The following is a 22806-nucleotide window of genomic DNA, read 5'->3' on the forward strand; positions in this document are numbered from 1 at the left end:
AGAATGAGACCGACCTTTCACACATTGATCGCCCTGACGCTGGTTTCCCTCGCCGGCTGCGACAAACCGCCCAGCGTTGCCAGCGGCGAAGCGACGTCCGCCACTGCGGCGGTGATAGAAGCCTCAATCAAGGGCCTGGACTTCAACGACACTCGGGACATGACTGACGCCCAGCGCGGCCTCATCGCCCGCCCGACCGGCCAGATCCTCGGCCCCGACGGCTCTGTGCTGATCGATTTCGATGCGTTCAGATTCGTCGAAGGCAAGGCTCCCGCCACGGTCAACCCGAGCCTGTGGCGTCATGCGATGCTCAACGCCCAGATCGGTCTGTTCAAAGTCACCGACGGCATCTACCAGTTGCGCGGTTTCGACATCGCCAACATGACGCTGATCGAAGGCCAGACCGGATGGATCGTGGTCGACCCGCTGACCTCGAAGGAAACCGCCGCCGCTGCCCTGGCCTTTGCCCGCGAGCAACTCGGCAACAAGCCCGTGACCGCCATCATCTTCACCCATGACCATGCCGACCACTTCGGCGGCGTACTGGGCATTACCTCGGTCGCGGAAGTCGCCGAACGCAAGATTCCCGTGGTGGCTCCTGTCGGCTTTATGGAGGAAGCCACCAGCGAAAACGTGTTGGCCGGGCCGGCAATGTCGCGCCGTTCGATGTATCAGTTCGGCAAGAACCTGGCGCCAGGCGCCACCGGCATGGTGGATACCGGGCTGGGGAAAAACGTTGCCTACGGCAGCATCGGCATTCTGCCGCCGACGCAGATCATCGATCAGCCGACGCAGGAACGGGTGATCGACGGCGTGACCTTCGTATTCCACAACATTCCCGGCGCTGAGGCCCCGGCCGAGCTGACCTTTTCCATCCCCGAACGCAAGGCCTACGGCGGCGCCGAGCTGCTGGCGCAGACCATGCACAATCTGCTGCCGATCCGTGGCGCCAAGGTTCGTGATGCGTTGCTCTGGTCCGATTACACCCAGGCTGCCCTCGATGAACTGGGCGACACCGAAGTCTATTTCGGCCAACACAACTGGCCGGTCTGGGGCAATGAGCGCATCCGCGAATTCATCACCAAGCACCGCGACGTCTACAAGTACATGCACGATCAGACCGTGCGCCTGATGAATGCCGGTTACACGCCCGACGAGATCGCCGAAAAGATCCGGTTGCCCGACTCGCTGGCTTCGTACTTCGGCACCCGCGGCTATTACGGCGACCTGCGACACAACGTCAAGGCGATCTACCAGATGTACCTCGGCGCCTACGATGGCAATCCGGCGCATCTGAATCCGCTCCCTCCCAGGGAATCCGCCAGACGTTACGTCGAGTTGATGGGCGGCAGCGCCAAAGTGCTCGAAGCCGCACGCGTGGCCTATGACAAAGGCGAATACCGCTGGGTGGCCGAACTGTTGGATCAGGCCGTCCTCGACCAGCCCGACGACAAGGCCGCCAAGGAACTGCTGGCCCAAACCTATGAACAGCTGGGCTACCAATCGGAATCCGCGACCTGGCGCAACAGCTACCTGACCGCCGCCCAGGAACTGCGCAACGGCCCGCCGGCCAAAGGCGTGAGACGTTCGGACCTGATCGAGCTGATGAAGCAGACGCCCACCGAACGCTTCCTCGAAGCCATGGCCGCGAGCCTCGACGGGCCGGCGGCGGACGGCAAGAACTGGACCTTCAACCTGCAACTGACCGATACGAAGGAATCGTTCGTGCTGTGGATCGAGAACGCCGTGCTGCACTATCGCCGGGGCGCACCGGTCAGCAATGCCAACGCCACGTTGAGCGTCACCAAGGATCTTTTCGTGCAACTGCTGGGCGGCACGGCGGGGTTCAAGGACGCGCTCACATCCAAAGACCTGAAAGTCGATGGCAGCACGGTGGATCTGGTGAGATTCCTTGGATTGCTGGAGAAAGCCCCGGGCAACTTTGCGATCGTCGCTCAGGCGCGCGATTGATTCGTGCAAGGTGGTTCGGATGTAATGCCTGAAGAGGTCAAACCCTGAGCAAGTCCGGCTAGGTATCTGTACGCCGCTTTCGACGATTCTAGGGCCGACCGTTACTCCAGGAGCTTCACTCCGTGCCAGACGCACCGACGCAAACTGCCTACGCGAAGCGCTTCACCGTCGTACTCGCCTACATCGACGCCAATCTTGAGGGCGATCTGTCGGTGAAAACGCTGAGCCAGGTGGCGAACTTTTCCGAGTTCCACTTTCACCGGCAGTTCACGGGATACGTCGGCGTGCCCGTCTCGCGCTATGTGCAGTTGATGCGCCTGCGCCGCGCCGCGCACCGTTTGAGCACCCTGCCCGACCATTCGGTGATGGAAGCCACGCTCGACGCGGGGTTCGAAAGCCCCGAAGCGTTTTCCAGGGCATTCAAGCGAGCCTTCGGCACTTCGCCGGGGGCTTTTCGCAAGGCTCCGGACTGGAGCGTCTGGCACACGGTCTTCGCCATACCTCACTTTTCAAGGAGCATCACCATGCAGGTACGAATCGTCGACTTCCCCGGAGTCCAGGTCGCTGCGCTCGATCACCGTGGGCCGCCAGGCCTTGTCAATCAAAGCGTGCAACGCTTCATCCAGTGGCGCCAGCAGAGCGGGCAGTCACCGGTGACATCGAGCCGCACGTTCGGGATTCCTTACGGCAACCCTGACACCACGCCGCCGGAGGACTTTCATTTCGCGATCTGCGGCGAAATCCGTGAAGCGGTGGCGCCGAATGAGTTCAGCGTCCGCGAGCTAAGCATTCCTGCCGGCCGTTGCGCCGTGGTGCGTCACTCAGGTTCCACCGATCACATCGGTGAAACCATCTACCCGGTCTACCGCGACTGGCTGCCCGCCAGCGGCGAAGAGTTGCGCGATCACCCGCTGTTTTTCGAGTACTTGAGCATCAGTCCCGAGACCCCGCAGGAACAGTGGCAAACGGATATTTACGTGCCGCTGCGCTGACAATCGCCTGCCCCTCAGGCTCAGCTAAGTTTCACTGGATACCTTCTCTCATGCGCACATTCAGCGCTGCTCAGGAGAGGCCATCCACCCATGAAACCCGCCATAGCCGACTGGCTCAACAAAGTGCCCGAAGTGACGCTGTCCTTCTGGGTGATCAAGATCCTGTCCACGACCGTGGGTGAAACCGGTGCCGACTTTCTGGCCGTAGACGCCGGTTTCGGCGCCGGCCCGACCAGCCTCGGCATGGCCGCGCTGCTGGCCATCGCGCTGTTCACCCAAATGCGTACCAAGGCCTACACCCCCTGGATCTACTGGCTGACCGTGGTGCTGGTGAGCATCGTCGGCACGCAGATCACCGACATCCTGACCGACATGCTGGACGTCAGCCTCTACACCAGCACGGCGGTGTTCTCTGTGTTGCTGGTGGTGAATTTCCTGGTCTGGTACCGGACCGAACGCAGCCTGTCGATCCGCGAAATCGTCACCCCGCGTCGAGAACTGTTCTATTGGGCCACGGTGCTCTGCACCTTTGCCCTGGGCACCGCCGCCGGCGACCTGGCCACTGAAGCGCTGGGCCTGGGCTTCACCGTCGGCGCAGTGATCTTCGGCGCGTTGATCGCCGCCACCCTGATCGCCTGGCGTCTGGGTGCCAACACCGTGCTGACCTTCTGGATCGCCTACATCCTGACCCGTCCCTTCGGCGCCTCCCTCGGCGACTTGCTGACCCAGGCCAAGACTTACGGCGGCCTCGGCATGGGCGCGACCTGGACCAGCGCGATCTTCCTCTGCGTCATCGTCCTGCTGGTCACCGTCGCGCAGATCAGCGTCGGCAATCGCAAAGCCATCACTCAGTAAACCTTCAGACTTTCATCAAGGAATCATCATGCGCCAGATTCAAAACATCATTCGTCACGTCGCCATCGTCTCGTCCATCTGCCTGCTGAGCATCGCTGCCGGCTGCTCGAAACCGGCGGACAAACCTGCGGCAAACGCCGCTGCAGGAGCCGTCAGCACACAAGGCCAGGCCGCCTCCAAACTGGGGGATCTGTCCGAGTTCCGCAACATCGCGGCCGACGTTGCTGCCCTGGTCGATAAAAACGATCTGCCCGGCGCCAAGGCCCGAATCAAGGATCTGGAAACTGCTTGGGACTCGGCCGAGGCCGGGATCAAACCCCGTGCCGCCGGCGACTGGCACATGCTGGACAAGGCCATCGACCGCTCGCTCGACACCTTGCGTGCCAGCGCCCCGCAGCAGAAAGACTGCAAGGCGCGGATGGACGAGTTGCTCAAAGCCTTTGACTCGCTGAAGGGCAACGCCTGATCCGGGGCCGGACAAACCTTTGCACAGATGCTTCAATACAAGCGCGACGGCCCTGCCCGTCGCGCTATTTTTTTGGAGAGCGGGTCATGCGGATATTACTGGTGGAAGACGATCCGATGATCGGCGACGCCATCCAGGGCGCGCTGAACGACGCCAGCTACGCCACCGACTGGGTGAAAAACGGCCTCACTGCACTGGCCACCCTGGACACCCAGCATTACGACCTGGTGCTGCTGGATCTCGGTTTGCCCGGCAAGGACGGGCTGGACGTGCTCGACAGCATTCGCGCTCGCAACAACCCGGTGCCGCTGCTGATCATCACCGCCCGGGACGGTCTCGACGACCGCTTGCGTGGCCTCGACGGTGGTGCTGACGATTACTTGCTCAAACCTTTCGACATGGCCGAATTGCTGGCGCGGATGCGCGCAGTACTGCGGCGCAAGGGCGGGACTGCGTTGTCCTTGCTCGACAACGGCGTGGTGTCCCTCGATCTGGTCTCCAAGCAAGCCACGACCGCCGACAACCCGGACGTGCAATTGTCCAGCCGCGAATTCGCCCTGTTGCAGGCCCTGTTGATCCGGCCCGGGGCAATCCTTTCGCGCAGTGAACTGGAAGACCGGCTCTACGGCTGGGGCAATGAAGTGGAAAGCAACGCGGTGGAATTTCTGATTCACGCCCTGCGACGCAAACTCGGCAGTCACGTCATCAAGAACGTCAGGGGAATGGGATGGATGGTTTCAAAAGGCGCCTGAGGGATTCGGTGCAACTGCGGCTGTCGGTCACCCTGTCGCTGGCGATTCTGCTCGTTGCACTGCTGGCCGCGGCGTTTGCGTTCGTTTCGGCGCTGGACGAGGCCCACGAAATGCAGGATGAAACCTTGCGTCAAGTGGCGGCCCTGTACGACCGCCAGCAAATGACCCTGCACTACCCCGCCGCTCAGGCCGTGGACGACGACAATGAAGAGTCCCGGGTCATCGTGCAATACCTGGCCGACGGCAGCCAGGCGGTCGGCAACGACGACGCCCTGCTGCCGCTGCCCTTCCCCACGACCCTGTCCGATGGCCTGTCGACCTTGAAGGTGACCGGTGAAGACTTTCGCGTGCTGGTCAGAACCACCGCCCGTGGCGAACGCATCGTCGTCGCCCAGGAAACCGGCGTGCGCGACAAGGAGGCCCGCGAAAGCGCCTGGCGCAGTCTGCTGCCGTTCCTGATTCTGTTTCCGGTGCTGTTGCTGGTGGTGGGCGATCTGGTACGCAAAATGTTCCGCCCGATTGCCACGCTCTCGGCCGACATCGATCAGCGTGACGAACAGGCCCTGCACCCGGTGGACGAAAGCCATGTGCCGAGCGAGATCCGGCCGTTTGTGGTGGCCATCAACCGCTTGCTCGGTCGCGTCGCCCAGTCCGTGGACAACCAGCGGCGTTTTGTCGCCGATGCTGCCCACGAACTGCGCTCGCCGATGACCGCCCTGTCCCTGCAGGCCGAACGACTGGCCGCCACGGAAATGCCGGCCGCCGCCCGCGAACGCCTGTTGCCGTTGTCCCGGGGCATAGAACGCAGCCGGAACCTGATCGATCAATTGCTGAGCCTGGCTGCCGCGCAGTCGAGCTCAAATGCAGCGCCAACCCGCGTTTCAGTCCTGCACATTTACCGACGGATTCTGGAAGACCTGCTGCCGCTGGCGGACCGCAAGAATATCGATATCGGCGTCGAGAGCAGCGAGGACGTGCAGGTCAGCATCAATGAAACCGACCTGTTGATCCTGCTCCGCAATCTGGTGGACAACGCCATCCGCTACACCCCGCCCGGCGGGCGTATCGACCTCTCGGTCAAGCGCGAGCAAGCGGCGGTCGTCCTGCAAGTCAGCGACACCGGCCCCGGGATTGCCGTGGAAGAACAGGCGCGCGTCTTCGACCCGTTCTATCGCAGCCTGGGCACCGATGAGTCGGGCTCGGGGCTGGGCCTGTCCATCGTCAAGGCGATTGCCGATCGCACGGGGCTCAAGGTTGATCTGGGGTTTACCGACGTCATCGAGCGCAGCGGTCTGTGTGTCACCGTCAGCATCGAGCAACCCTGAGCCGTTTCCCGTCCTTACATTTCGACCTGCGTCCCCAGCTCGATCACCCGGTTCAACGGCAACTTGAAATACTTCAGGTTGCTGTTGGCATTCTTGAGCAGGAACGCGAACAGGTACTCGCGCCACTTGGCCATGCCGATGCGCTTGGTCGGGATCACCGTTTCACGACTCAGAAAATACGTAGTGCGCATCGGGCTGAAATCCAGCTCGGCCAAGTGGCAAAGGCTCAGCGCCAACGGCACATCCGGTTCCTCGGTAAAACCGAAATGCAGGTTGACCCGGAAGAAGCCGTCGCCATAGGACTCGACTTCGAAGCGACGATCCACCGGCACTCGCGGGCTGTCTTCGGATACCACGGTCAGCAGCACGACCTGCTCATGCAGCACCTGGTTATGCAACAGGTTGTGCAGCAGCGCGTGGGGAACCGCGTCGGCCCGTGCGGTCAGGAACACCGCCGTGCCCTGCACGCGATGAGGTGGCTGCGCACGAATGCTGCTGATGAACAACGGCAGTGGCAGCGCGGTTTCATCCAGCCGCTCGACGATGATTTTGCGTCCGCGCTTCCAGGTGGTCATCAGGATGAACAAGCCAATACCGGCGATCACCGGGAACGCACCGCCCTGCAGAATCTTCGGTGCGTTGGCCGCGAAGTACAGGCTGTCCACCAACAGAAAACCGAACAGCATCGGAATCGCCAGCCAGCGCGGCGTCTTCCACAGCAACAACACCACGGCTGCGGACAGCAGCGTGGTAATCAACATGGTGCCCGTCACCGCCACGCCATAAGCGGCAGCCAGGGCGCTGGAGGATTCGAAACCGATCACCAGCAGCACCACACCGACCATCAACGCCCAGTTGACCGTGCCGATGTAGATCTGGCCCTGCTCCTGGCTTGAGGTGTGCTGGATGAACATGCGCGGGACGTAGCCCAGCTGGATGGCCTGGCGCGTCAGGGAGAACGCACCGGAAATCACCGCTTGCGAAGCAATGATCGTCGCCAGCGTCGACAGCGCGACCATCGGCAGCAGCGCCCATTCGGGAGCCAGCAGATAGAACGGGTTACGCACCGCTTCCGGGTTGCCGAGGATCAACGCGCCCTGACCAAAGTAATTCAGGACCAGACCGGGCAGGACCAGCATGAACCAGGCGCGGGCAATCGGTTTGCGACCGAAATGGCCCATGTCGGCGTACAAGGCTTCCGCACCGGTCAGCGACAGGACGACCGCGCCCAGAATCGCCACGCCCATGCCCGGATGGGCCGTAAAGAAGCGCACCGCCCAGATCGGGCTCAGGGCCTGCAACACCTCGGGACGCTGCACAATGCCGTAGACCCCGAGCGCGCCCAGTACCACGAACCACAGCACCATGACCGGGCCGAACAGAATGCCGATCCGCGCCGTGCCGTGTTTCTGGATCAGAAACAGCGCCACCAGCACCAGCACCGACAGCGGCACCACCCAGTGCTCGATGCCGTCGAACGCCAGCTCCAGCCCTTCTACCGCCGAGAGCACCGAGATCGCCGGAGTGATCATGCTGTCGCCGTAGAACAGCGCCGCACCGAACAGACCGAGCAACACCAGCACCTTGCTCAAGTGCGGGTAAGGCGCCGACGCACGACGGGCCAACGCCGTCAGCGCCATGATGCCGCCCTCACCCTGGTTGTTGGCCCGCAGGATGAACAGCACGTACTTGATCGAGACCACCCAGATCAGCGACCAGAAAACCAGCGACAGAATGCCCAGCACACCGTCGTGATTGAGCTGCACGCCGTAGTGGCCGGAAAACACTTCTTTGAGGGTGTACAGGGGGCTGGTGCCGATATCCCCGTAAACCACGCCGACAGCGGCCACCAGCATGGCTGCGCCCGAGGTCTTGGTTGGGGAATTTTCGTTGGTTTTACTCAAGGGTCGCGGCTCTCGAACGGCGGGAAGTAGTGGCATGCCATCCTTGGGCAATACGCGGACCGTGGCCTTCAGGAATACAAGGCTCAGGTGCGGTCAAAAAAACGCGGCCAGTATCGATGCGAACCCAATCCTCCACCGTAAAGAATGCGTAAAAAATCGACCTGACCCGAGCCGTCGCGCAGTTTTTTAGAGTCGGTCAATTGTTATGGCTGATGGCATAATCGCCAGCAGTTCATAACAGGGGCGCATCAATGTCCGTTGAAAGCTACGACCTGCTCGCAATCTTTTCGGCGGTGGCGCAAGAGCGCAGCTTTACCCGTGCGGCGGCGAAACTGGGCATGTCGCAACCGGCCCTGAGCCGGGCGATGCGTCAACTGGAGGAGCGTCTGGGCGTGCGCTTGCTCGCGCGCACCACCCGCAGTGTTTCCCCGACCCAGGCCGGCGAACACCTGTTGCGAGTGATCGCGCCCCGGTTCGAAGAGATCGATCACGAACTGGCCTTGCTCAGCGAGTTTCGCGACAAACCCGCTGGCAAATTGCGCATCACCGCTGGCGAGCATTCGGCGATCACCATTCTGCAACCCGCCCTCGCCCGGCTGATGCCCGACAACCCCGACCTGAATGTCGAGATCATCGTCGACTATGGCCTGACCGACATCGTCGCCGAAGGCTTCGACGCCGGCGTACGGTTGGGCGAACAGGTGGCCAAGGACATGATCGCCATGCGCATAGGCCCGGACATGCGCATGGCGGTAGTCGGCTCCCCGGCCTACTTCGCCCGCCACCGCAAACCGCTGATTCCACCCGACCTCATGGAACACAACTGCATCACCCTGCGCATGCCGACCCATGGCAGCCTGCTGCTCTGGGAATTCGAGAAGGACGGGCAAACCCTGAATGTGCGAGTCGAGGGGCAACTGGTGTTCAACAACATTGCCATGCGCCTGCAGTCCGTGCTCCAGGGTCTGGGGCTGGCGTACATGCCGGAAGACCTGGTGCAGGAGCATGTCGCGCAGGGCCGGTTGATCCGGGTGCTCGCCGACTGGTGCGAGCCGTTTTCCGGCTATCACCTCTACTACCCCAGCCGGCGCCAGAGTTCACCCGCCTTCACTTTGTTGCGCGATACGTTGCGCTATGGCGGCTGATGCGGCTCAGGGCTGGGCCAGGTGTTTTTCCAGTGCTTCGCTGGCGCGCGCCGCCGCTTCGACTTCTCCGTGCCGGGTCAGCACCTGCGTCAACTGACGCAATTGCGCAGCGCTCAAGCCCACCCGCAGGCTGGCCGCAATATGCGAGCGCAGCTGCGATTCGGCGCCGGGCGTAGCCGCCAGGGCTGAAACCGTAGCCAGTTCGCGGCTTTGCCAGTCCAGGTTGTCCCGTTCGAAGATGTCGCCGAACAGATGCGTCTGCAGGAACTGGTTGATGACCGGCGCGAAGTCGAACAACGGGCCCTGAACCGGTGCCCCGGCAATACGAGTCTGATTGGCCTTGCCCACTGCCAGCAAGGCGTCGCCTGTCGCCACGGCGTGACCGGGTTCGCGCCCGGGCTCATCGTGGAGGCCCCGTTGCTTGCGGGCCTCGACCACTTTCATCAACTCGCCCAGCGCATTGAGGCTGCGTGGGAAACCGGCGTAGGCATACAGCTGCACCAGGATTTCCTTTGCCTCGCTGACGGTCAGCCCGGCATCCAGTCCTTCGTTCAAAGCGCTGTTGAGACGCGGCATGTTGCTGCTGGCCATGGCCGCGCCAATAGCCACAATCGCCTGCTGCCTCGCGGACAACACTTCGGAAACGGCGGCTTCTTCTGCCGGAGCTGCCGGCGGCACCGGCCGGTCTTCGGCGACTTTTTCCAGCCACTCCACATTCTTGCCGTTCACCGAGCCGGTCACGGCCAGGTGGGTCATGGTGCTATTGGGCGCGGCGCCGTGCCAATGCTTGACGCCCGGCGGGCAGACGATCACATCGCCGGGGTGAATGTCCTGCACAGGCTTGCCCCATTCCTGGGTCTGCCCGACACCGGAAATCACCACCAGGCGCTGTCCGGCGGGATGGGTGTGCCACGCTGACCGGGCGCCCGACTCGAACGTCACGTAAGCGCCGGACGCGTTGATTTCGCCCGTGTCGTTGAACAGTGGATCGACGCGCACCCGACCGGAGAAATAATCTTCAGGCCCCACTAATGAAGCCTGGGAACCCGCACGACGGATCTGCTGCGCGCTCGACGGCTCACTGCCGCCGCCCGCGACTTCGGCAGCGCTGGCAAAAGGGGTGGCCGCGCACATGGCGAGGCCCAACAAGGTTTTGTTCATGGCGATAGCTTCCTTCGGGTCAGAGGGTTCGGGCGTAGAACGCCGTCAGCTGTTGCATGGCGACGTCGACGTAGGCCGGAACCCAATAGGTTTCGATGTGGGTGGCGCCGTCGATCTTGAACAGGGTCTTGTCCTGGGTCCCGATGGCCTTGGCGAAGGCCTGCTCCGACATGTACAGGCTGTCGGCCTTGCTGCCGGCGATCATCAGCAGCGGTTTGTCGATCAGTTCGATCTGGTCCGTCGCATCGAAACTCATCAGGTCCAGCAGGCTGCTGAGGGTGTAACGGAAAGTCGAGTTGGGATGCGCGTGGGTCTTGCCGTAATACTCGAAGCCCTGGCGGTACAGGTCGAACGGCAATTTGGCGATCTGCTCGTCGGTCAGTTTGGCATCGCCGATGTATTGGATTTCCCCGCCAGCGGCTTCCTGGGCGCGGGCGGCCGAGGCTTGCTGCAAGCGCTGCTGGATGGTGTCGAGTTGCGAATCCTGATAACCGTTGCGGCGCACCAGCCCGGAATTGAACATGCTCACCGTGGCAATCGAGCGGAAGCGCTTGTCGGTCTGCGCGGCCTTCAACGAATAGCCGCCACCGCCGCAGATGCCGAGCAAGCCGAGATGGGCACTGTCGACGCCCGGGTAGCTGGCGATGAAGTCGGCCATGCCGTGAATGTCTTCGACGCGGTTGGCCGGTTTGTCGATGTTGCGTGGCTCGCCACCGCTCGCACCCTGATAGGCCGCGTCCGCCGTGATCGTGATGTAGCCCTGATCGGCCAGACGCTGAGCATAAAGACCGGCAACCTGCTCTTTTACCCCGCCATTGGGGTGCGCGACGACAACGGCGGGATAGTGCCGGGCCGGATCGTAGTTCGCCGGGGTGTAGACGTTGGCGGCAATGGCCAGGCCATTGAGCGTGTAGGTCACCGGGTGAATGTTGACCTTGCCCGGTTCGTTACGGGTGATCGCGCCACCGTAGGTCAAGGTGAACGGGTTCTGCCGGTAATCCGCTGCCTCGACTTCAGCGCCCGACATTCCGATCATCGCGGCCAGCACGCCGGCCTTCATCGTGGTTCGCATCGTTTGCACCCTCCTTTCCATCAATACGGTATGGAGATGCAAACTACCCTTCGACGATTGATTGATAAACGGCACTAATTGGATAGAACTGATATCAGAATCACATAAGTCCGACGTTCGGCTTCCTGATCATGCACTCGCGACGCAGGCCCGCCGTCGAGCGGGCCAACGCCGATCCTCTCAACTTGCCCTCTGCCCTACCCACCGATGCCGAAAAGCCAGCCCGGCCTGCAGGCCGAACGCGAGCACCACCGTCGCCGGTGCAGAAAAACTGCCGGGAACACCGCCCGTCCACATCAGCAACAACCCCAGCGCCGTGGCGGCGAACCACGCCATCAGGCCGACCGGATTGAACGCCGGGCTGCGTTCAAGTGCACCTTCGTCATTGCTGCCATAGACAATCTGCGCCAATGCCACACCGACCCAGGCGACCACAAAAATGCCCTGATACGCCAATGCCTTGAGCAAGTAGGAAAACACGTCGGCGAGCATCAAGCCGTACACGATCACCCCGACCACCAATGCCCACAGCAGGTACGAACCGCGTATGCCGAAGCGACCGAAGAATGCCTGCATGTTGAGGGTCGCCAGATAGTAGTTGGCGGTGTTGATCCGGGTTTGCGTGGCCCAGACGAACAGCAGGCCCCACAGCCCCATCAACTGCAGAATGGCCATCACCACAGAGACTTCGTTCAGCGCGCCTTCATGGGGAATACTGCTGACCAGATAGATGCCTGCCGCGCCGTTGAGCAGAAAAGTCACGGCATAGAACGGCATGCCGAAGTTCCAGCGCCCATGATACTGAGCGTCCTGCGGTTTGCCGAAACGGGCGTAATCGAAGGTGAACAGCATCAGGATCCAGACGCCCATGTAGGCCACAAAGCAATCCCACCAGCCGAAGGGCGCGGGGGTTGCCGGGCCGAAATCGAGCCATTGCGGCTGGTAACCATAACGGCTGATCGACAGCCCGACCGCCACCAGCAAACCGCCCAGGTACACCGGCAACAACACGCCGTTGAGCTTGTCCAGCCAGTGCTGCACGCTACCCAGAATCATCGGCACGCTGTACAGCACCACCAGCAGGGCAGCCAGTGGATAGACCAGTTCCGGGTACAAGTGATTGAGCGCCACGGCGATCACCGATCCTTCGAACACGGCGTAATAAATCGCCGTCGAAAAGAAAATCAGCGTGGCCAGGCATGCCCCGGTCCGGCCGAACAACACGCTTGAAAACAACGCGACCGACCATCCGCTGCGCATGGCGAAACGGCTGAGAACGCTGTTGACCAGCCCATAACTGATCACCGACAGCACCATCCCGATCAGCGCATTGCGTGCACCGAAAGACAAGGCCAGCGAAGCGCCGACCACGATGTAGAACATGGCGCTGCACACGGCCCACCAGGCCATGGTCAGAGACAGTCGGCCCATGCGGGCCTCGGTGGAAACGGGATGATGGGCCGGATCTTGCCCGGTTTGACTCGATTGCGATAAAGCAGCCATATGCGTGTACTCCAGAACCAGTCAAAGGTTGAAGCGCGGGCAGCCGTCACCGCACCGAAGTGCGGCGTTGGCCTGGCGTGTGGCAGGGCCCGCGCGGTGCGGCGGGCAGAGTCAGGAAGGGAAAAGCTTGCTCAGGCAGCTGAGTTTTTTCTTGTAGGAACGCCGCGCGTCCAGGGCCTCGTCGAGGCTGACCGCTACAAAGCGAGCCTTCTGGTTGGGCTGCATCTGGCCGATCAGATCCAGGTCGGCACTGATGACAGTGCCGATCATGGCGTAACCGCCACCCGATACGGCATCGCGATGCAGCACGATGGGTTCGAGGCCGGCAGGTACCTGAATCGAGCCGATCGGGTAGCAGCTGTCAACGATGTTCGACGGATCGGAGCCTGCACCAAAGGGTTGCTCTCGCGGCTGGAAGTCCAGCGCACTGCCGCCCTTGAAGCGATAGCCGATGCGGTCCGCTTCCGATCCGACGGTCCACGGCTCGGCGAAAAAGCTCTTCGCTGCCGCGTCGGTCAGGCGATCGTAATAGAGTCCCGGCACCACGCGCAGCGTGATCTCCCCGCCCAGTGACTGGCGCAGCGCCATGGGCAGACTGGCCCCGACACGCCCCTTGCCGCTGGCGTTGCCCACCGGCAATTCGTCTCCGGCGATCAAGCGGCGTCCGGCAAAACCACCCAACGCCCCGAGCGCATAAGTCGACCGACTGCCCAACACCAGCGGCACGTCGATTCCGCCTGCCACCGCCAGATAAGCCCGGGCACCGGCCTTGGGAAAATCGAAACGCAGAACCTGGCCGGCCTTCACCGCGAACGCGGTGGCGTGATGCATTTCCACACCATCGAGTCGAGGCGCCATGTGCGCGCCACACACCGCAACCAGTGCGTCTTGCTGAAACGCCAGCTCAGGGCCCAACAACGTACACTCCAGTGCGGCGCAATCCACCGCGTTGCCGACCAGATGATTGGCCGCTCTCAGCGCATATTGATCGAGCGCGCCGGACGGCGGGATGCCGAGGTGGTAGTAACCTTCGCGGCCCAGATCCTGAACCGATGTGGCGAGACCGGGTTTGAGTACCTTGATCATGCCAGCACCTCCTGCAGCGACACGGGATAACCGACCGGGTCGGCGAGAAACGCATCCAGTGAAAACTCCACCGGCCGGATCCGTAAATCGAAATGCCCGGCCTCCACTTCTGCAACGGCCTGGTCATACGCTGCACGATCCATTGGCTTGAACTGCACAATGTCGCCCGGACGGAAAAACACCATGTGGTCTTTCAGGTACGCCAGCGATTGCTGCGGGTCGTAGATGGGGGCCGGTGTGACACCGAACATCTGATAGCCCCCGGCGCCACGTACCGAGTAGATACAACCGAAGCAACCACCGTGACCCAGCGTCAGTTTCGGCGTGTCGGTACGTGGACGCAGGTACTTGGGCACCTGCAACTGACGTTCACGTTCGACCATCTGGAACATGAAGGGCAAACCGGCGACGAACCCCACCATCGAGATAAACCATGGCGCCCCGCTATGAGCCGCAATGAACGCATCGACGTCCGCCAGGCCATTGATGCGCGCGGCGTATTCCAGATCCGTGGCGCTCGGGTCCTGGTGCCGGTCGCGAAAACGCATCAGCGTTTCGTGGGTCCAGGGATCGTTGTACAGCACCGGAATCTCAATGATCCGGGTCTGCAATGTGCGCTCGGCAACGGCTTCTGCCTCGGCGCCCTGCACCGCTTCGAGCAAGGCCTGCGGCGCAATTCGATCCGGATCGAAGCGGATCTGGAAGGATGCGTTGGCCAGACACACATCGAGTACGCCATCGAGTTTCAACCGCTCCACGGCGCGGGTAACGGCCATGCCCTTGAAAAACGCCTCGAGGGACATGCTTTCACTGACTTCGGCAAACAGATGTTCATCGGCACCAAAGCTGTAGCGGATCGGACGACTCATGCTTCACCTCCGCTGCGGCGTGCGGACAGCCAGTTTTCCAGCGTCCCGGTATGAAAGTCGGCGGTTTGCAACCACGGTTGTTGCAGCAGTTCAGCGTGCAGCGACAAGGTGCTGGCCATGCCGGTCAGCAGGGTTTGCGCCACTGCTGTCCGGGCTCGCGCCAGGGCTGTGGAGCGATCCGGCCCATGCACAATGAGCTTGGCCAACAGCGAGTCATAGTACGGTGGCACCCGATAGCCTTCATACAGATGGGTGTCCACACGAACGCCTTCGCCCTGCGGCCAGACCAACGATTCCACCAGACCGGGGCTTGGGAAAAAATCCCGGGCCGGGTCTTCGGCATTCAAGCGCATTTGCAGGGCCGCGCCATTCAGACGAATGTCACTCTGTTTCAGGCCCAGTGGTTCGCCACCGGCAATTCGCAACATCGCCTGCACCAGATCGATGCCGGTGACCCGTTCGGTGACCGGGTGTTCCACCTGGATTCGGGTGTTCATCTCGATAAAGAAGAACTCGCCGGTGACGTCGTCATACAGGTACTCCAGCGTGCCCGCCCCCTTGTAGCCGAGGGATTCGGTCAAGCGTACGGCGCTGGCGCAGAGTGCCTCCCGCTGCTGCGTGTTCAGTACGGGCGACGGTGCTTCTTCAAAGATTTTCTGACGTCGGCGCTGTAGCGAACACTCGCGCTCGAACAGGTGCACGGCGTTTTTCCCGTCGCCCAGAACCTGTACTTCGATGTGCCGGGCCTTGCCGATAAAGCGCTCCAGATACACCGCACCATTACCGAAAGCGGCCTGCGCCTCGCGCTGCGAACGGGGAAATTCTTCACTCAATTGCGCGGCATTTTCTGCCAGGCGAATACCGCGCCCGCCACCGCCCGCCGAGGCTTTGATCAGCAACGGGTAACCGACCGATTCCGCTGCCCGAAGCGCCGACTCGACATCAAACAGCTCGCCCGGCGAACCCGGTACCACGGGAACACCTGCCGCCTGGGCAGTACGCCGCGCTTCGGCCTTGTCGCCCATGCGCCGGATCGTGTCCGGGTCTGGCCCGACGAAAATCGCGCCGCTGGCAATCACGGCTTCGGCAAACCCGGCGTTCTCGGACAAAAAGCCATATCCAGGGTGAACCGCATTGGCCCCCGTCGCTTGCAGGGCACCCAGCAACGCCTCGATGTTCAGGTAGCTTTTATCGGCACGGGCCGGCCCCAGAAGATGCACTTCATCGGCCAGGCGTGCGGCCTGAGAGTCGGTATCGGCCTCGCTGCACGCGGCAACGGTGGGAATGCCCAGGGCCTTGGCCGCACGGATGATGCGCACGGCGATTTCGCCACGGTTGGCGACCAGCAACTTACGAATAGGTTGAGTCATGTTCACGCCCTCACTCGCTATCAAGCGTAGCGACGACCTGACCCGGCTCCACCGGATCACCGTCTTCAACCTGAAAGGCACTGAGGCGCCCCGCCGTCCCGGCGGTCAGTTCGGAAAACTGCTTCATGACTTCGATCAGGCCAATCACCGTGTCGGCGCTGACAGGATCGCCGACCTCGACGTAATTCGCCGAATCCGGCGTGGCCTTTCGGTAGAAAGTCCCGGGTAACGGGGTAATGACAGAGTGTTCGGCCATGTCTGTTCCTCTTGGAATAGTTGTAGAAAGGCAGGCAAAAAATGTTTGAACCCCGGCGTCTGTGTGCCGGGTGTTTCGTTTTTATTCAGCGGGGTCGGCGCACCTCGATCCCGGCGGCATCGAGCGCATTGCGGGTGGCCTCGACCAGCGCCAAAGCCCCCGGCGTATCGCTGTGCAGACAGATGGAATCGAACTCGATCGGCAGATCCTCACCCTCGACGGTGCGCACCACACCCTCCTGGCAAGCGCGCAACACACGGGCGGCGACAACTTCCGGATCGTAGGCGCGAACATTGCGGGTGAAGACGATGGAGCCGCTCAAGTCGTATTCGCGGTCTGCATAGAACTCGCGAACGACCGGTTGGCCGAGTTCTTTGGCGACACGCCAGATAACCGAATCGGGCATGCAATACAGCAACAGATCGGGTTCCAGCCGCTGCAGGTTTTCCACCAGCAGACGCGCTGCTTCTTCGTCCCGGGCCAGATGCATGTACAGCGCGCCGTGAGGCTTGATGTGTTGCAACGCCACGCCCTGCACCCGCGCCAGTTCGCGCAGTGCGCCCAGTTGATAAAGGATGTCGTCGACCAGTTCCTGAGCCGGTGCATTGATGTGTCGGCGACCGAAACCCACCAGATCGCGAAACCCCGGATGAGCACCGATGCCGACCTTCAGACGCTTGGCCAGCTCGACGGTGCGACGCATGGTGCCGGGATCGCCGGCATGGAAACCGGTGGCGATGTTGGCGGAACTGATGAACGCCATCAGTTCGTCGTCGACACCATCGCCGATGGTCCACGGGCCGAAGCCTTCGCCCATGTCTGAGTTGAAATCTACTGCCTGCATAACCCTTGCTCCTGACCCTTGTGACTTCATGCAGGCCACGTTAAATTCCCGCCAACCCCTTGGGAAGATCTATTAACAGATAGGGTATCTTCTGAAAAACAGATACCTTAAAAACAGGAACACCCATGTCGTTGACCTTGCGTCAGATTCGCTATTTCGTTGCCACCGCGGAGATCGGGCAGATATCCCAGGCAGCGATTCATTTGAATATTTCCCAGTCGGCGGTGACCACGGCGATCAAGGAACTGGAAGGCATGCTCGGCACGTTGCTGTTCCAGCGCTCGGCTCAAGGCATGAGTCTGACGGATGCCGGTCGGCACTTCCTGAACCGCGCCTACGTGATTTTGCGCAGCGTCGACGACGCGCTGAACAGCCCGCTACCCGACATCCGCGCCAGCGGCCTGATTCGCCTGGCCGCAAGCTACACGGTGATCGGCTATTTTCTGCCGCACCATCTGCAACGGCTGGAACACTGGCACCCGGACGTCGCCATCGAGGTCCACGAGCAGGAACGGCAGGCCATCGAACAGGGATTGCTGGAAGGCAAATTCGATATGGCGGTGGTGCTTACCGCGAACCTCACGCACCCCGACATCGTTTCGGAAACCCTGTTCAACTCCGAACGCCGTCTGTGGCTGCCCAGCCACCATCCACTCTGTGAGCGCTCGGCCGTCAGCCTTGCGGATGTCGCGCTGGAACCTTACATCCTGCTGACCGTGGATGAAGCGGAACAAAGTGCCATGCGCTATTGGGAAAACGCCCGCCAGCAACCCAACGTGCGGGTGCGTACCAGTTCTGTAGAGGCCGTGCGCAGCATGGTCGCCAATGGCAGCGGCGTGGCGATTCTCTCGGACCTGGTGCACCGCCCCTGGTCGCTGGAAGGCAAGCGCATCGAGACCCTGACCATCACCGACAAGGTGACCCCGATGAGCGTCGGCCTGGCCTGGCACCGCGAGCGCGAATTCAGCCCGGCGATGCAGGCCTTGCGCAATTACTTCCACGACGCGTTCCTGGCACCGCAGCAGCTTTCTGCACGGCGCTGACGCACAGGATCAGGCAAGTATTCGATAGGAATGCGCTAACGGAATGCAGGTCCGGAGCGGGAAGATGACTGTCCGACAGATCCATCGAGGACGTTCCCATGCTTGTACAAGCCTACGGTACCCACGCGGGCGACAAACCCCTTGAGCCCATCCAGATCAATCGCCGCGCCCCCGCGGCCCATGACGTCCAGATCGACATCGCCTTCTGCGGCATCTGCCATTCCGACTTGCATCAGGTGCGCTCCGAGTGGGCCGGCACGCAATTTCCTTGCGTACCGGGACACGAAATCGTCGGCCGCGTTTCGGCGGTCGGTGCCCATGTGTCCGAATACAAGGTCGGCGATCTGGTCGGCGTCGGTTGCATCGTCGACAGCTGCAAGCACTGTGAAGACTGCGAAACCGGCCTGGAAAACTACTGCGACGGCATGATCGGCACCTACAACTTCCCGACCCCGGACGCCCCCGGCTGGACGCTTGGCGGCTACTCGCAAAACATCGTGGTGCATGAGCGTTATGTGCTGCGCATCCGCCATCCCGAAGCGCAACTGGCCGCCGTCGCACCGCTGCTGTGCGCGGGCATCACCACTTACTCGCCGCTGCGTCAGTGGAACGCCGGGCCGGGCAAGAAAATCGGCGTGGTCGGCATCGGTGGCCTGGGCCACATGGGCATCAAACTGGCCCATGCGATGGGCGCACACGTGGTGGCGTTCACCACTTCCGAATCCAAACGCGAAGCAGCGAAAGCACTGGGTGCCGATGAAGTGGTGGTGTCGCGCAATGCCGAAGAAATGGCCGCGCACACCAAGAGCTTCGACTTCATCCTCAACACCGTCGCCGCCCCTCACGATCTCGACGCGTTCCTAGTGCTGCTCAAGCGCGACGGCGCACTGACTCTCGTGGGTGCGCCCGCCTCGCCGCATCCATCGCCGAACGTGTTCAACCTGATTATGAAACGCCGCACCATCGCCGGTTCGATGATCGGCGGCATTCCAGAGACCCAGGAGATGCTGGATTTCTGCGCCGAACACGGCATCGTGTCCGACATCGAACTGATTCGCGCAGACCAGATCAACGAGTCCTATGAGCGGATGCTCAAGGGCGATGTGAAGTATCGGTTCGTGATTGATAACGCGACGCTCGCGGTTTGAGTACAGTTGGAAGCTCGCTGGGCACTCAGGAGCAATGGCGCAGGACGACCAACGCCTTTTCCGCATCTGGAGCAATGAAGTAACGAATGATCAATTCAAACTCGGCCTCCATCGTGGCGACATAATGCACACCCGATTCCTTTCGGGCGTGCAGCCTGGTTTGGCAGTGTCGTCATCGACGTCGAGACAGTGCAGGCGATGCGGTACTCGTATCGCCTGCGCTAAACATCGCAGCCACTGGCGCTCAGCGACGGTATTGTCGGGCCCCCAGCAAGTTGGCCATCAAAGGCACCAAGATCTCTCAAATGCGTTGTGAACTCTAAACCTGAGCGAATGCAGCAGGCTGTTACCATGAAGTGCATCGAATCAGTATGTTAACTCTGTGCTGCAAACCGTTCCGATTGCTGGATTGCGGCCTTGGGCAACGCCATACGCAAGCTTTCGCGGTACTGTTCGGCCGGCGCTTCGTGGATGACTTCGACGGCAGCGTCATAGTTTCCTCGAATGACCGACTCGATCTCAGAGATGTCCGCACGGAAAAACTCTTTGCGTCCATTGACCTTATTCAGACGGCCTGCGGCAAAACGTTCGTGCAGCTTCGCCTCCAATGCAGGTGCGTTATCCGAAAAGACCATCGCATGCACGTCAAACCAGAACGGCACAGATGCGTCACCCAGTTCATCAACGCGGTCCATCGGTTCAAGGCGACGGGTCATGCCGATCTTGTAAACTCCTTCGCCGAACGCCCCCACGTTAGAGATCACATATACGTAGCCTGCCTTGGCATTTTTCTCACGATAGTCGATCAGGATTTCTTCACTTTCCAGCTCAGCTCGACTCGCTTCAATTTCAGCCAACTTTGCCAAAAGGACGCTCTGTTCCTCTTCGGACTCTGCTTTTTCCAAGCGTGCCTGGAGATCACGTAATGCTGTGGTGAAGTGCTTGCGCTCCTTGGCGATCTTCTCCCGAGCAGCGCGAATCTCTTGCTCAAGCTTCTGTTGTTCACGCAGCTCCTCACGGATGCGTTTGGCCTCCTCCTTTTCCTCTTGCTTCTTGATCTGAAATTCGTAGGCGAGATGCAGCTCATCTATCTTGAGACTTAGGTATCTGCGTGATATTTCCACGTCCATGATCTTGCCAAGGCGGTTGCAGGTTTCGTACGACTTGAGAATTCGTTTCTCTCCCAATTCGACGTTGTCGAACTTTACGTTGTCCACGCAATAGTCCGACTCATTGTTAAACGAGCGAATAACCAGTTTGATCATGTCGTTTACAAGCTTGCGCCCTTGCGCCTTGCTGTTGTTGACTGACCAATCCATGTTTCCGGTGGCCGCCTCGCCGCTTTTGATCATCGTTTTTTGGCGGGAGCGAACGCCCTCCAGTCGAGACTTGTATTCCTGGCTGCTTGTTAATTTAAATTTTGGCTCATAGAGAGCAAAGCTCTCGAGAAGTATCGTTTCCTCCCAAACCAATATCTGCCCCTGCAAATCGGAGGTGCGTTGCGCAATCGCTGCGACCTCCCGCTCAGCGCGCTGAGTTTCCTCCCGAACAGCAGCAAGCTTCCCTTTCTCTTGTTCAATAAGCCTCTGGACTTCCAAAACGTCCATGACGCCAATCTTTTCGGCAAGCGCTTGCAGCTCTGCATAGCGCGCCTGAAGCGCCGTAAGCTGGGTGTTCAGGTCCTCCGCTCGCTGTCGATGTGCCGGGCCTTTCCAATAGTCACTAAAAGACATGGGTTCCTTCCTTGTTACTGAATCGAATGGTTGTTCCTTCCGAAATCGGCAGGAAGCATTTATAGCGCAATCCAGCCGCAACGACTGTCTGCCAATTGTCCCCCATCACTCTTCCAGTCAGAAAAATGTAAGTGATTGAGACGGCGTTGACAGGCCAACTCTGTCAGCTACCGCTTTTCAAGGTAACCCTAATTGAAGTAGCCTTTTTGATATCAAAAGGATATCAATCATCTTCGAAGGTCTTCAGACCCGAGTTTTTTGCGGAAAGGAATTTCATGAACAAAGCGATTTACGTAAAAGCCTTCTTTTGCCCAATCGGCGAAAACGTAGAAGTCAAAGTACCGACTGGCCGGATGAAGAAAGGGCTTTTTGGCGAAAAAGAGGAGATGGAGAAGGTCATCGAGTGGCGGCAGACCGGATGGTCCGACTCACAGATCGATGGCCAACGCTTGAACGAGGACATCAATGAAGCGGTGAATCGCCTCAACGAAGAAGGCTACGAAGTTCAATCCATCCTCCCGATCCTTTCCGGTGCGTACAACTACGAATTCAAATACAAAGAAGCACACAACTCAGGAAACCTGGCCGAGGGCGGCGGTTGGGGGTATGGCTATGGCTACGGTTACAGCTATACCGAAGGCGTCACGATCATCGCTAAAAAAATGAACACCCAGGTTCTGTAGATCCCTTGAGACCACCGAGCCGTTCCGCTCATTGATCTTTCCCCCCACACCAAGTAAAAAACCCTCTCCTTTTTCCACCCTCGCAAGGAGCAGCGGATGCTCGAGCTATCCACGGATCGACTGGGCCTGCGCACGATGGTCGAATCCGACTGGCCGTTGTTTCTCAGGCTGCATTCCGAGCCACAAACCATGCAGTACGTGTTCGGCGAGATTGCCGAGGAACAGGTCCGCAAAGGCTTCGAGCACCGGCTCCCGGCATGGGGCCCGCAGTCGCAGCACTGGCTGTGCCTGGTGGTGACCGACAGGGCCAGCGGGTACGAGCTGGGCGTGACCGGTTTTCGCATTCTGTCGCCGGGGCATGCCGAAGTGGGATGCCTGCTGTTGCCGGAGCATCAGGGCAAAGGCTTTGGCACCGAGTCGCGAAAGGCGATCATCGACTACGCCGCGGCCATCGGGCTGAACTCGCTGGAATCGACCGTGACCGACGGCAATGTCGCGTCCTGCAAGGTGTTGGAAAAATGCGGCTTTGTGTTCGCACGTCGTGTGCCGCAGGCCTACCAGATCGGTGATCGGTGGTTCGACGATCTGATCTACCACTATCAAATCCGCTGAGCCTTGCGCTCAACGA

General features: G+C 60.8%; 21 protein-coding genes. 11 read left to right on the forward strand and 10 right to left on the reverse strand.

Features of this window, described 5'->3' with window-relative positions:
* The first annotated feature begins 3 nt into the window (after positions 1-3).
* From OQ248_RS27815 to OQ248_RS27840, 6 genes are all read left to right on the forward strand, one after another.
* Positions 4-1971, forward strand: a complete 1968-nt coding sequence (locus OQ248_RS27815; RefSeq protein WP_265814842.1) for an alkyl sulfatase dimerization domain-containing protein — start codon at positions 4-6, stop codon at positions 1969-1971.
* 122 nt (positions 1972-2093) lie between these two features.
* Positions 2094-2963 (forward strand): AraC family transcriptional regulator, encoded by an 870-nt coding sequence (locus tag OQ248_RS27820; RefSeq protein WP_265814843.1) that lies wholly within the window; start codon positions 2094-2096, stop codon positions 2961-2963.
* A gap of 90 nt (positions 2964-3053) precedes the next feature.
* Positions 3054-3818, forward strand: a complete 765-nt coding sequence (locus OQ248_RS27825) for a hypothetical protein (RefSeq protein ID WP_265814844.1) — start codon at positions 3054-3056, stop codon at positions 3816-3818.
* A gap of 28 nt (positions 3819-3846) precedes the next feature.
* The gene (locus OQ248_RS27830; RefSeq protein ID WP_085708504.1) at positions 3847-4284 is read left to right on the forward strand and encodes a hypothetical protein; all 438 of its coding nucleotides are present in this window, start codon (positions 3847-3849) and stop codon (positions 4282-4284) included.
* Positions 4285-4370: 86 nt separating this feature from the next.
* Positions 4371-5036, forward strand: coding sequence for a response regulator (locus OQ248_RS27835; RefSeq protein WP_114882371.1), 666 nt, complete (start codon positions 4371-4373; stop codon positions 5034-5036).
* Positions 5012-6361: an ATP-binding protein gene (locus tag OQ248_RS27840; protein ID WP_265814845.1), complete on the forward strand. Its 1350-nt coding sequence runs from the start codon at positions 5012-5014 to the stop codon at positions 6359-6361. Before OQ248_RS27835 ends, OQ248_RS27840 begins: the two co-directional genes overlap by 25 nt.
* Before the next feature lie 14 nt (positions 6362-6375).
* Here OQ248_RS27840 and OQ248_RS27845 read toward each other — a convergent pair whose 3' ends face one another.
* On the reverse strand, positions 6376-8217 hold the full coding sequence (locus OQ248_RS27845) for a potassium transporter Kup (protein WP_265815164.1): 1842 nt from the start codon (positions 8215-8217) through the stop codon (positions 6376-6378).
* Positions 8218-8516: 299 nt separating this feature from the next.
* Here OQ248_RS27845 and OQ248_RS27850 point away from each other — a divergent pair, with 299 nt between their 5' ends.
* A complete protein-coding gene (locus OQ248_RS27850; protein WP_265814846.1) occupies positions 8517-9410 on the forward strand; it encodes a LysR family transcriptional regulator in 894 nt (297 codons plus the stop codon).
* A gap of 6 nt (positions 9411-9416) precedes the next feature.
* On the opposite strand, the gene OQ248_RS27855 is transcribed toward OQ248_RS27850, so the two are convergent.
* The 8 genes from OQ248_RS27855 to OQ248_RS27890 all read right to left on the reverse strand — a co-directional run bounded on the left by OQ248_RS27855 (position 9417) and on the right by OQ248_RS27890 (position 17571).
* Entirely contained in the window at positions 9417-10571 is a 1155-nt protein-coding gene (locus OQ248_RS27855; RefSeq protein ID WP_265814847.1) for a carboxymuconolactone decarboxylase family protein, read from the reverse strand.
* Positions 10572-10590: 19 nt separating this feature from the next.
* Positions 10591-11643: an alpha/beta hydrolase gene (locus tag OQ248_RS27860; RefSeq protein ID WP_265814848.1), complete on the reverse strand. Its 1053-nt coding sequence runs from the start codon at positions 11641-11643 to the stop codon at positions 10591-10593.
* 180 nt (positions 11644-11823) lie between these two features.
* Positions 11824-13074, reverse strand: a complete 1251-nt coding sequence (locus OQ248_RS27865; RefSeq protein WP_265814849.1) for an allantoin permease — start codon at positions 13072-13074, stop codon at positions 11824-11826.
* Between the two features lie 183 nt (positions 13075-13257).
* Positions 13258-14232, reverse strand: coding sequence for a biotin-dependent carboxyltransferase family protein (locus OQ248_RS27870; RefSeq protein ID WP_265814850.1), 975 nt, complete (start codon positions 14230-14232; stop codon positions 13258-13260).
* Positions 14229-15101: an allophanate hydrolase subunit 1 gene (locus OQ248_RS27875; protein ID WP_265814851.1), complete on the reverse strand. Its 873-nt coding sequence runs from the start codon at positions 15099-15101 to the stop codon at positions 14229-14231. The genes OQ248_RS27870 and OQ248_RS27875 overlap by 4 nt, the downstream gene beginning before the upstream one ends.
* Positions 15098-16471: an acetyl-CoA carboxylase biotin carboxylase subunit gene (locus tag OQ248_RS27880; protein WP_265814852.1), complete on the reverse strand. Its 1374-nt coding sequence runs from the start codon at positions 16469-16471 to the stop codon at positions 15098-15100. Before OQ248_RS27880 ends, OQ248_RS27875 begins: the two co-directional genes overlap by 4 nt.
* A gap of 10 nt (positions 16472-16481) precedes the next feature.
* The gene (locus OQ248_RS27885) at positions 16482-16727 is read right to left on the reverse strand and encodes an acetyl-CoA carboxylase (protein WP_085708515.1); all 246 of its coding nucleotides are present in this window, start codon (positions 16725-16727) and stop codon (positions 16482-16484) included.
* Between the two features lie 85 nt (positions 16728-16812).
* On the reverse strand, positions 16813-17571 hold the full coding sequence (locus OQ248_RS27890) for a 5-oxoprolinase subunit PxpA (RefSeq protein WP_265814853.1): 759 nt from the start codon (positions 17569-17571) through the stop codon (positions 16813-16815).
* A gap of 125 nt (positions 17572-17696) precedes the next feature.
* On the opposite strand from OQ248_RS27890, the gene OQ248_RS27895 reads away from it, so the two are divergent.
* Together OQ248_RS27895 and OQ248_RS27900 are read left to right on the forward strand one after the other, a co-directional pair.
* Complete coding sequence (locus tag OQ248_RS27895; RefSeq protein ID WP_119429207.1) at positions 17697-18614, forward strand: LysR family transcriptional regulator; 918 nt, start codon at positions 17697-17699, stop codon at positions 18612-18614.
* 98 nt (positions 18615-18712) lie between these two features.
* Positions 18713-19762 carry an NAD(P)-dependent alcohol dehydrogenase gene (locus OQ248_RS27900; protein WP_265814854.1) on the forward strand — a complete coding sequence of 350 codons (1050 nt, stop codon included), beginning with the start codon at positions 18713-18715 and terminating at the stop codon, positions 19760-19762.
* A 374-nt stretch (positions 19763-20136) separates the two neighbouring features.
* Here OQ248_RS27900 and OQ248_RS27905 read toward each other — a convergent pair whose 3' ends face one another.
* The gene (locus tag OQ248_RS27905) at positions 20137-21495 is read right to left on the reverse strand and encodes a DUF4041 domain-containing protein (RefSeq protein ID WP_265814855.1); all 1359 of its coding nucleotides are present in this window, start codon (positions 21493-21495) and stop codon (positions 20137-20139) included.
* A 275-nt stretch (positions 21496-21770) separates the two neighbouring features.
* On the opposite strand from OQ248_RS27905, the gene OQ248_RS27910 reads away from it, so the two are divergent.
* Positions 21771-22178 (forward strand): hypothetical protein, encoded by a 408-nt coding sequence (locus OQ248_RS27910; protein ID WP_265814856.1) that lies wholly within the window; start codon positions 21771-21773, stop codon positions 22176-22178.
* 96 nt (positions 22179-22274) lie between these two features.
* Entirely contained in the window at positions 22275-22790 is a 516-nt protein-coding gene (locus OQ248_RS27915; protein ID WP_265814857.1) for a GNAT family N-acetyltransferase, read from the forward strand.
* Positions 22791-22806: the final 16 nt, after the last annotated feature.

Source organism: Pseudomonas sp. COW5 (assembly GCF_026240005.1).
GTDB lineage: Bacteria > Pseudomonadota > Gammaproteobacteria > Pseudomonadales > Pseudomonadaceae > Aquipseudomonas > Aquipseudomonas kribbensis.

Excerpts from the sequence above, each read along its gene's own strand:
- OQ248_RS27885 (WP_085708515.1), bottom strand. The coding sequence starts at position 16,727 with ATGGCCGAACACTCTGTCATTACCCCGTTACCCGGGACTTTCTACCGA.
- OQ248_RS27880 (WP_265814852.1), bottom strand. The coding sequence starts at position 16,471 with ATGACTCAACCTATTCGTAAGTTGCTGGTCGCCAACCGTGGCGAAATC.
- OQ248_RS27835 (WP_114882371.1), top strand. The coding sequence starts at position 4,371 with ATGCGGATATTACTGGTGGAAGACGATCCGATGATCGGCGACGCCATC.
- OQ248_RS27840 (WP_265814845.1), top strand. The coding sequence starts at position 5,012 with ATGGATGGTTTCAAAAGGCGCCTGAGGGATTCGGTGCAACTGCGGCTG.
- OQ248_RS27900 (WP_265814854.1), top strand. The coding sequence starts at position 18,713 with ATGCTTGTACAAGCCTACGGTACCCACGCGGGCGACAAACCCCTTGAG.
- OQ248_RS27860 (WP_265814848.1), bottom strand. The coding sequence starts at position 11,643 with ATGCGAACCACGATGAAGGCCGGCGTGCTGGCCGCGATGATCGGAATG.
- OQ248_RS27850 (WP_265814846.1), top strand. The coding sequence starts at position 8,517 with ATGTCCGTTGAAAGCTACGACCTGCTCGCAATCTTTTCGGCGGTGGCG.
- OQ248_RS27815 (WP_265814842.1), top strand. The coding sequence starts at position 4 with ATGAGACCGACCTTTCACACATTGATCGCCCTGACGCTGGTTTCCCTC.
- OQ248_RS27890 (WP_265814853.1), bottom strand. The coding sequence starts at position 17,571 with ATGCAGGCAGTAGATTTCAACTCAGACATGGGCGAAGGCTTCGGCCCG.
- OQ248_RS27825 (WP_265814844.1), top strand. The coding sequence starts at position 3,054 with ATGAAACCCGCCATAGCCGACTGGCTCAACAAAGTGCCCGAAGTGACG.
- OQ248_RS27830 (WP_085708504.1), top strand. The coding sequence starts at position 3,847 with ATGCGCCAGATTCAAAACATCATTCGTCACGTCGCCATCGTCTCGTCC.
- OQ248_RS27855 (WP_265814847.1), bottom strand. The coding sequence starts at position 10,571 with ATGAACAAAACCTTGTTGGGCCTCGCCATGTGCGCGGCCACCCCTTTT.
- OQ248_RS27915 (WP_265814857.1), top strand. The coding sequence starts at position 22,275 with ATGCTCGAGCTATCCACGGATCGACTGGGCCTGCGCACGATGGTCGAA.
- OQ248_RS27875 (WP_265814851.1), bottom strand. The coding sequence starts at position 15,101 with ATGAGTCGTCCGATCCGCTACAGCTTTGGTGCCGATGAACATCTGTTT.
- OQ248_RS27905 (WP_265814855.1), bottom strand. The coding sequence starts at position 21,495 with ATGTCTTTTAGTGACTATTGGAAAGGCCCGGCACATCGACAGCGAGCG.
- OQ248_RS27910 (WP_265814856.1), top strand. The coding sequence starts at position 21,771 with ATGAACAAAGCGATTTACGTAAAAGCCTTCTTTTGCCCAATCGGCGAA.
- OQ248_RS27865 (WP_265814849.1), bottom strand. The coding sequence starts at position 13,074 with ATGGGCCGACTGTCTCTGACCATGGCCTGGTGGGCCGTGTGCAGCGCC.
- OQ248_RS27845 (WP_265815164.1), bottom strand. The coding sequence starts at position 8,217 with ATGCTGGTGGCCGCTGTCGGCGTGGTTTACGGGGATATCGGCACCAGC.
- OQ248_RS27895 (WP_119429207.1), top strand. The coding sequence starts at position 17,697 with ATGTCGTTGACCTTGCGTCAGATTCGCTATTTCGTTGCCACCGCGGAG.
- OQ248_RS27870 (WP_265814850.1), bottom strand. The coding sequence starts at position 14,232 with ATGATCAAGGTACTCAAACCCGGTCTCGCCACATCGGTTCAGGATCTG.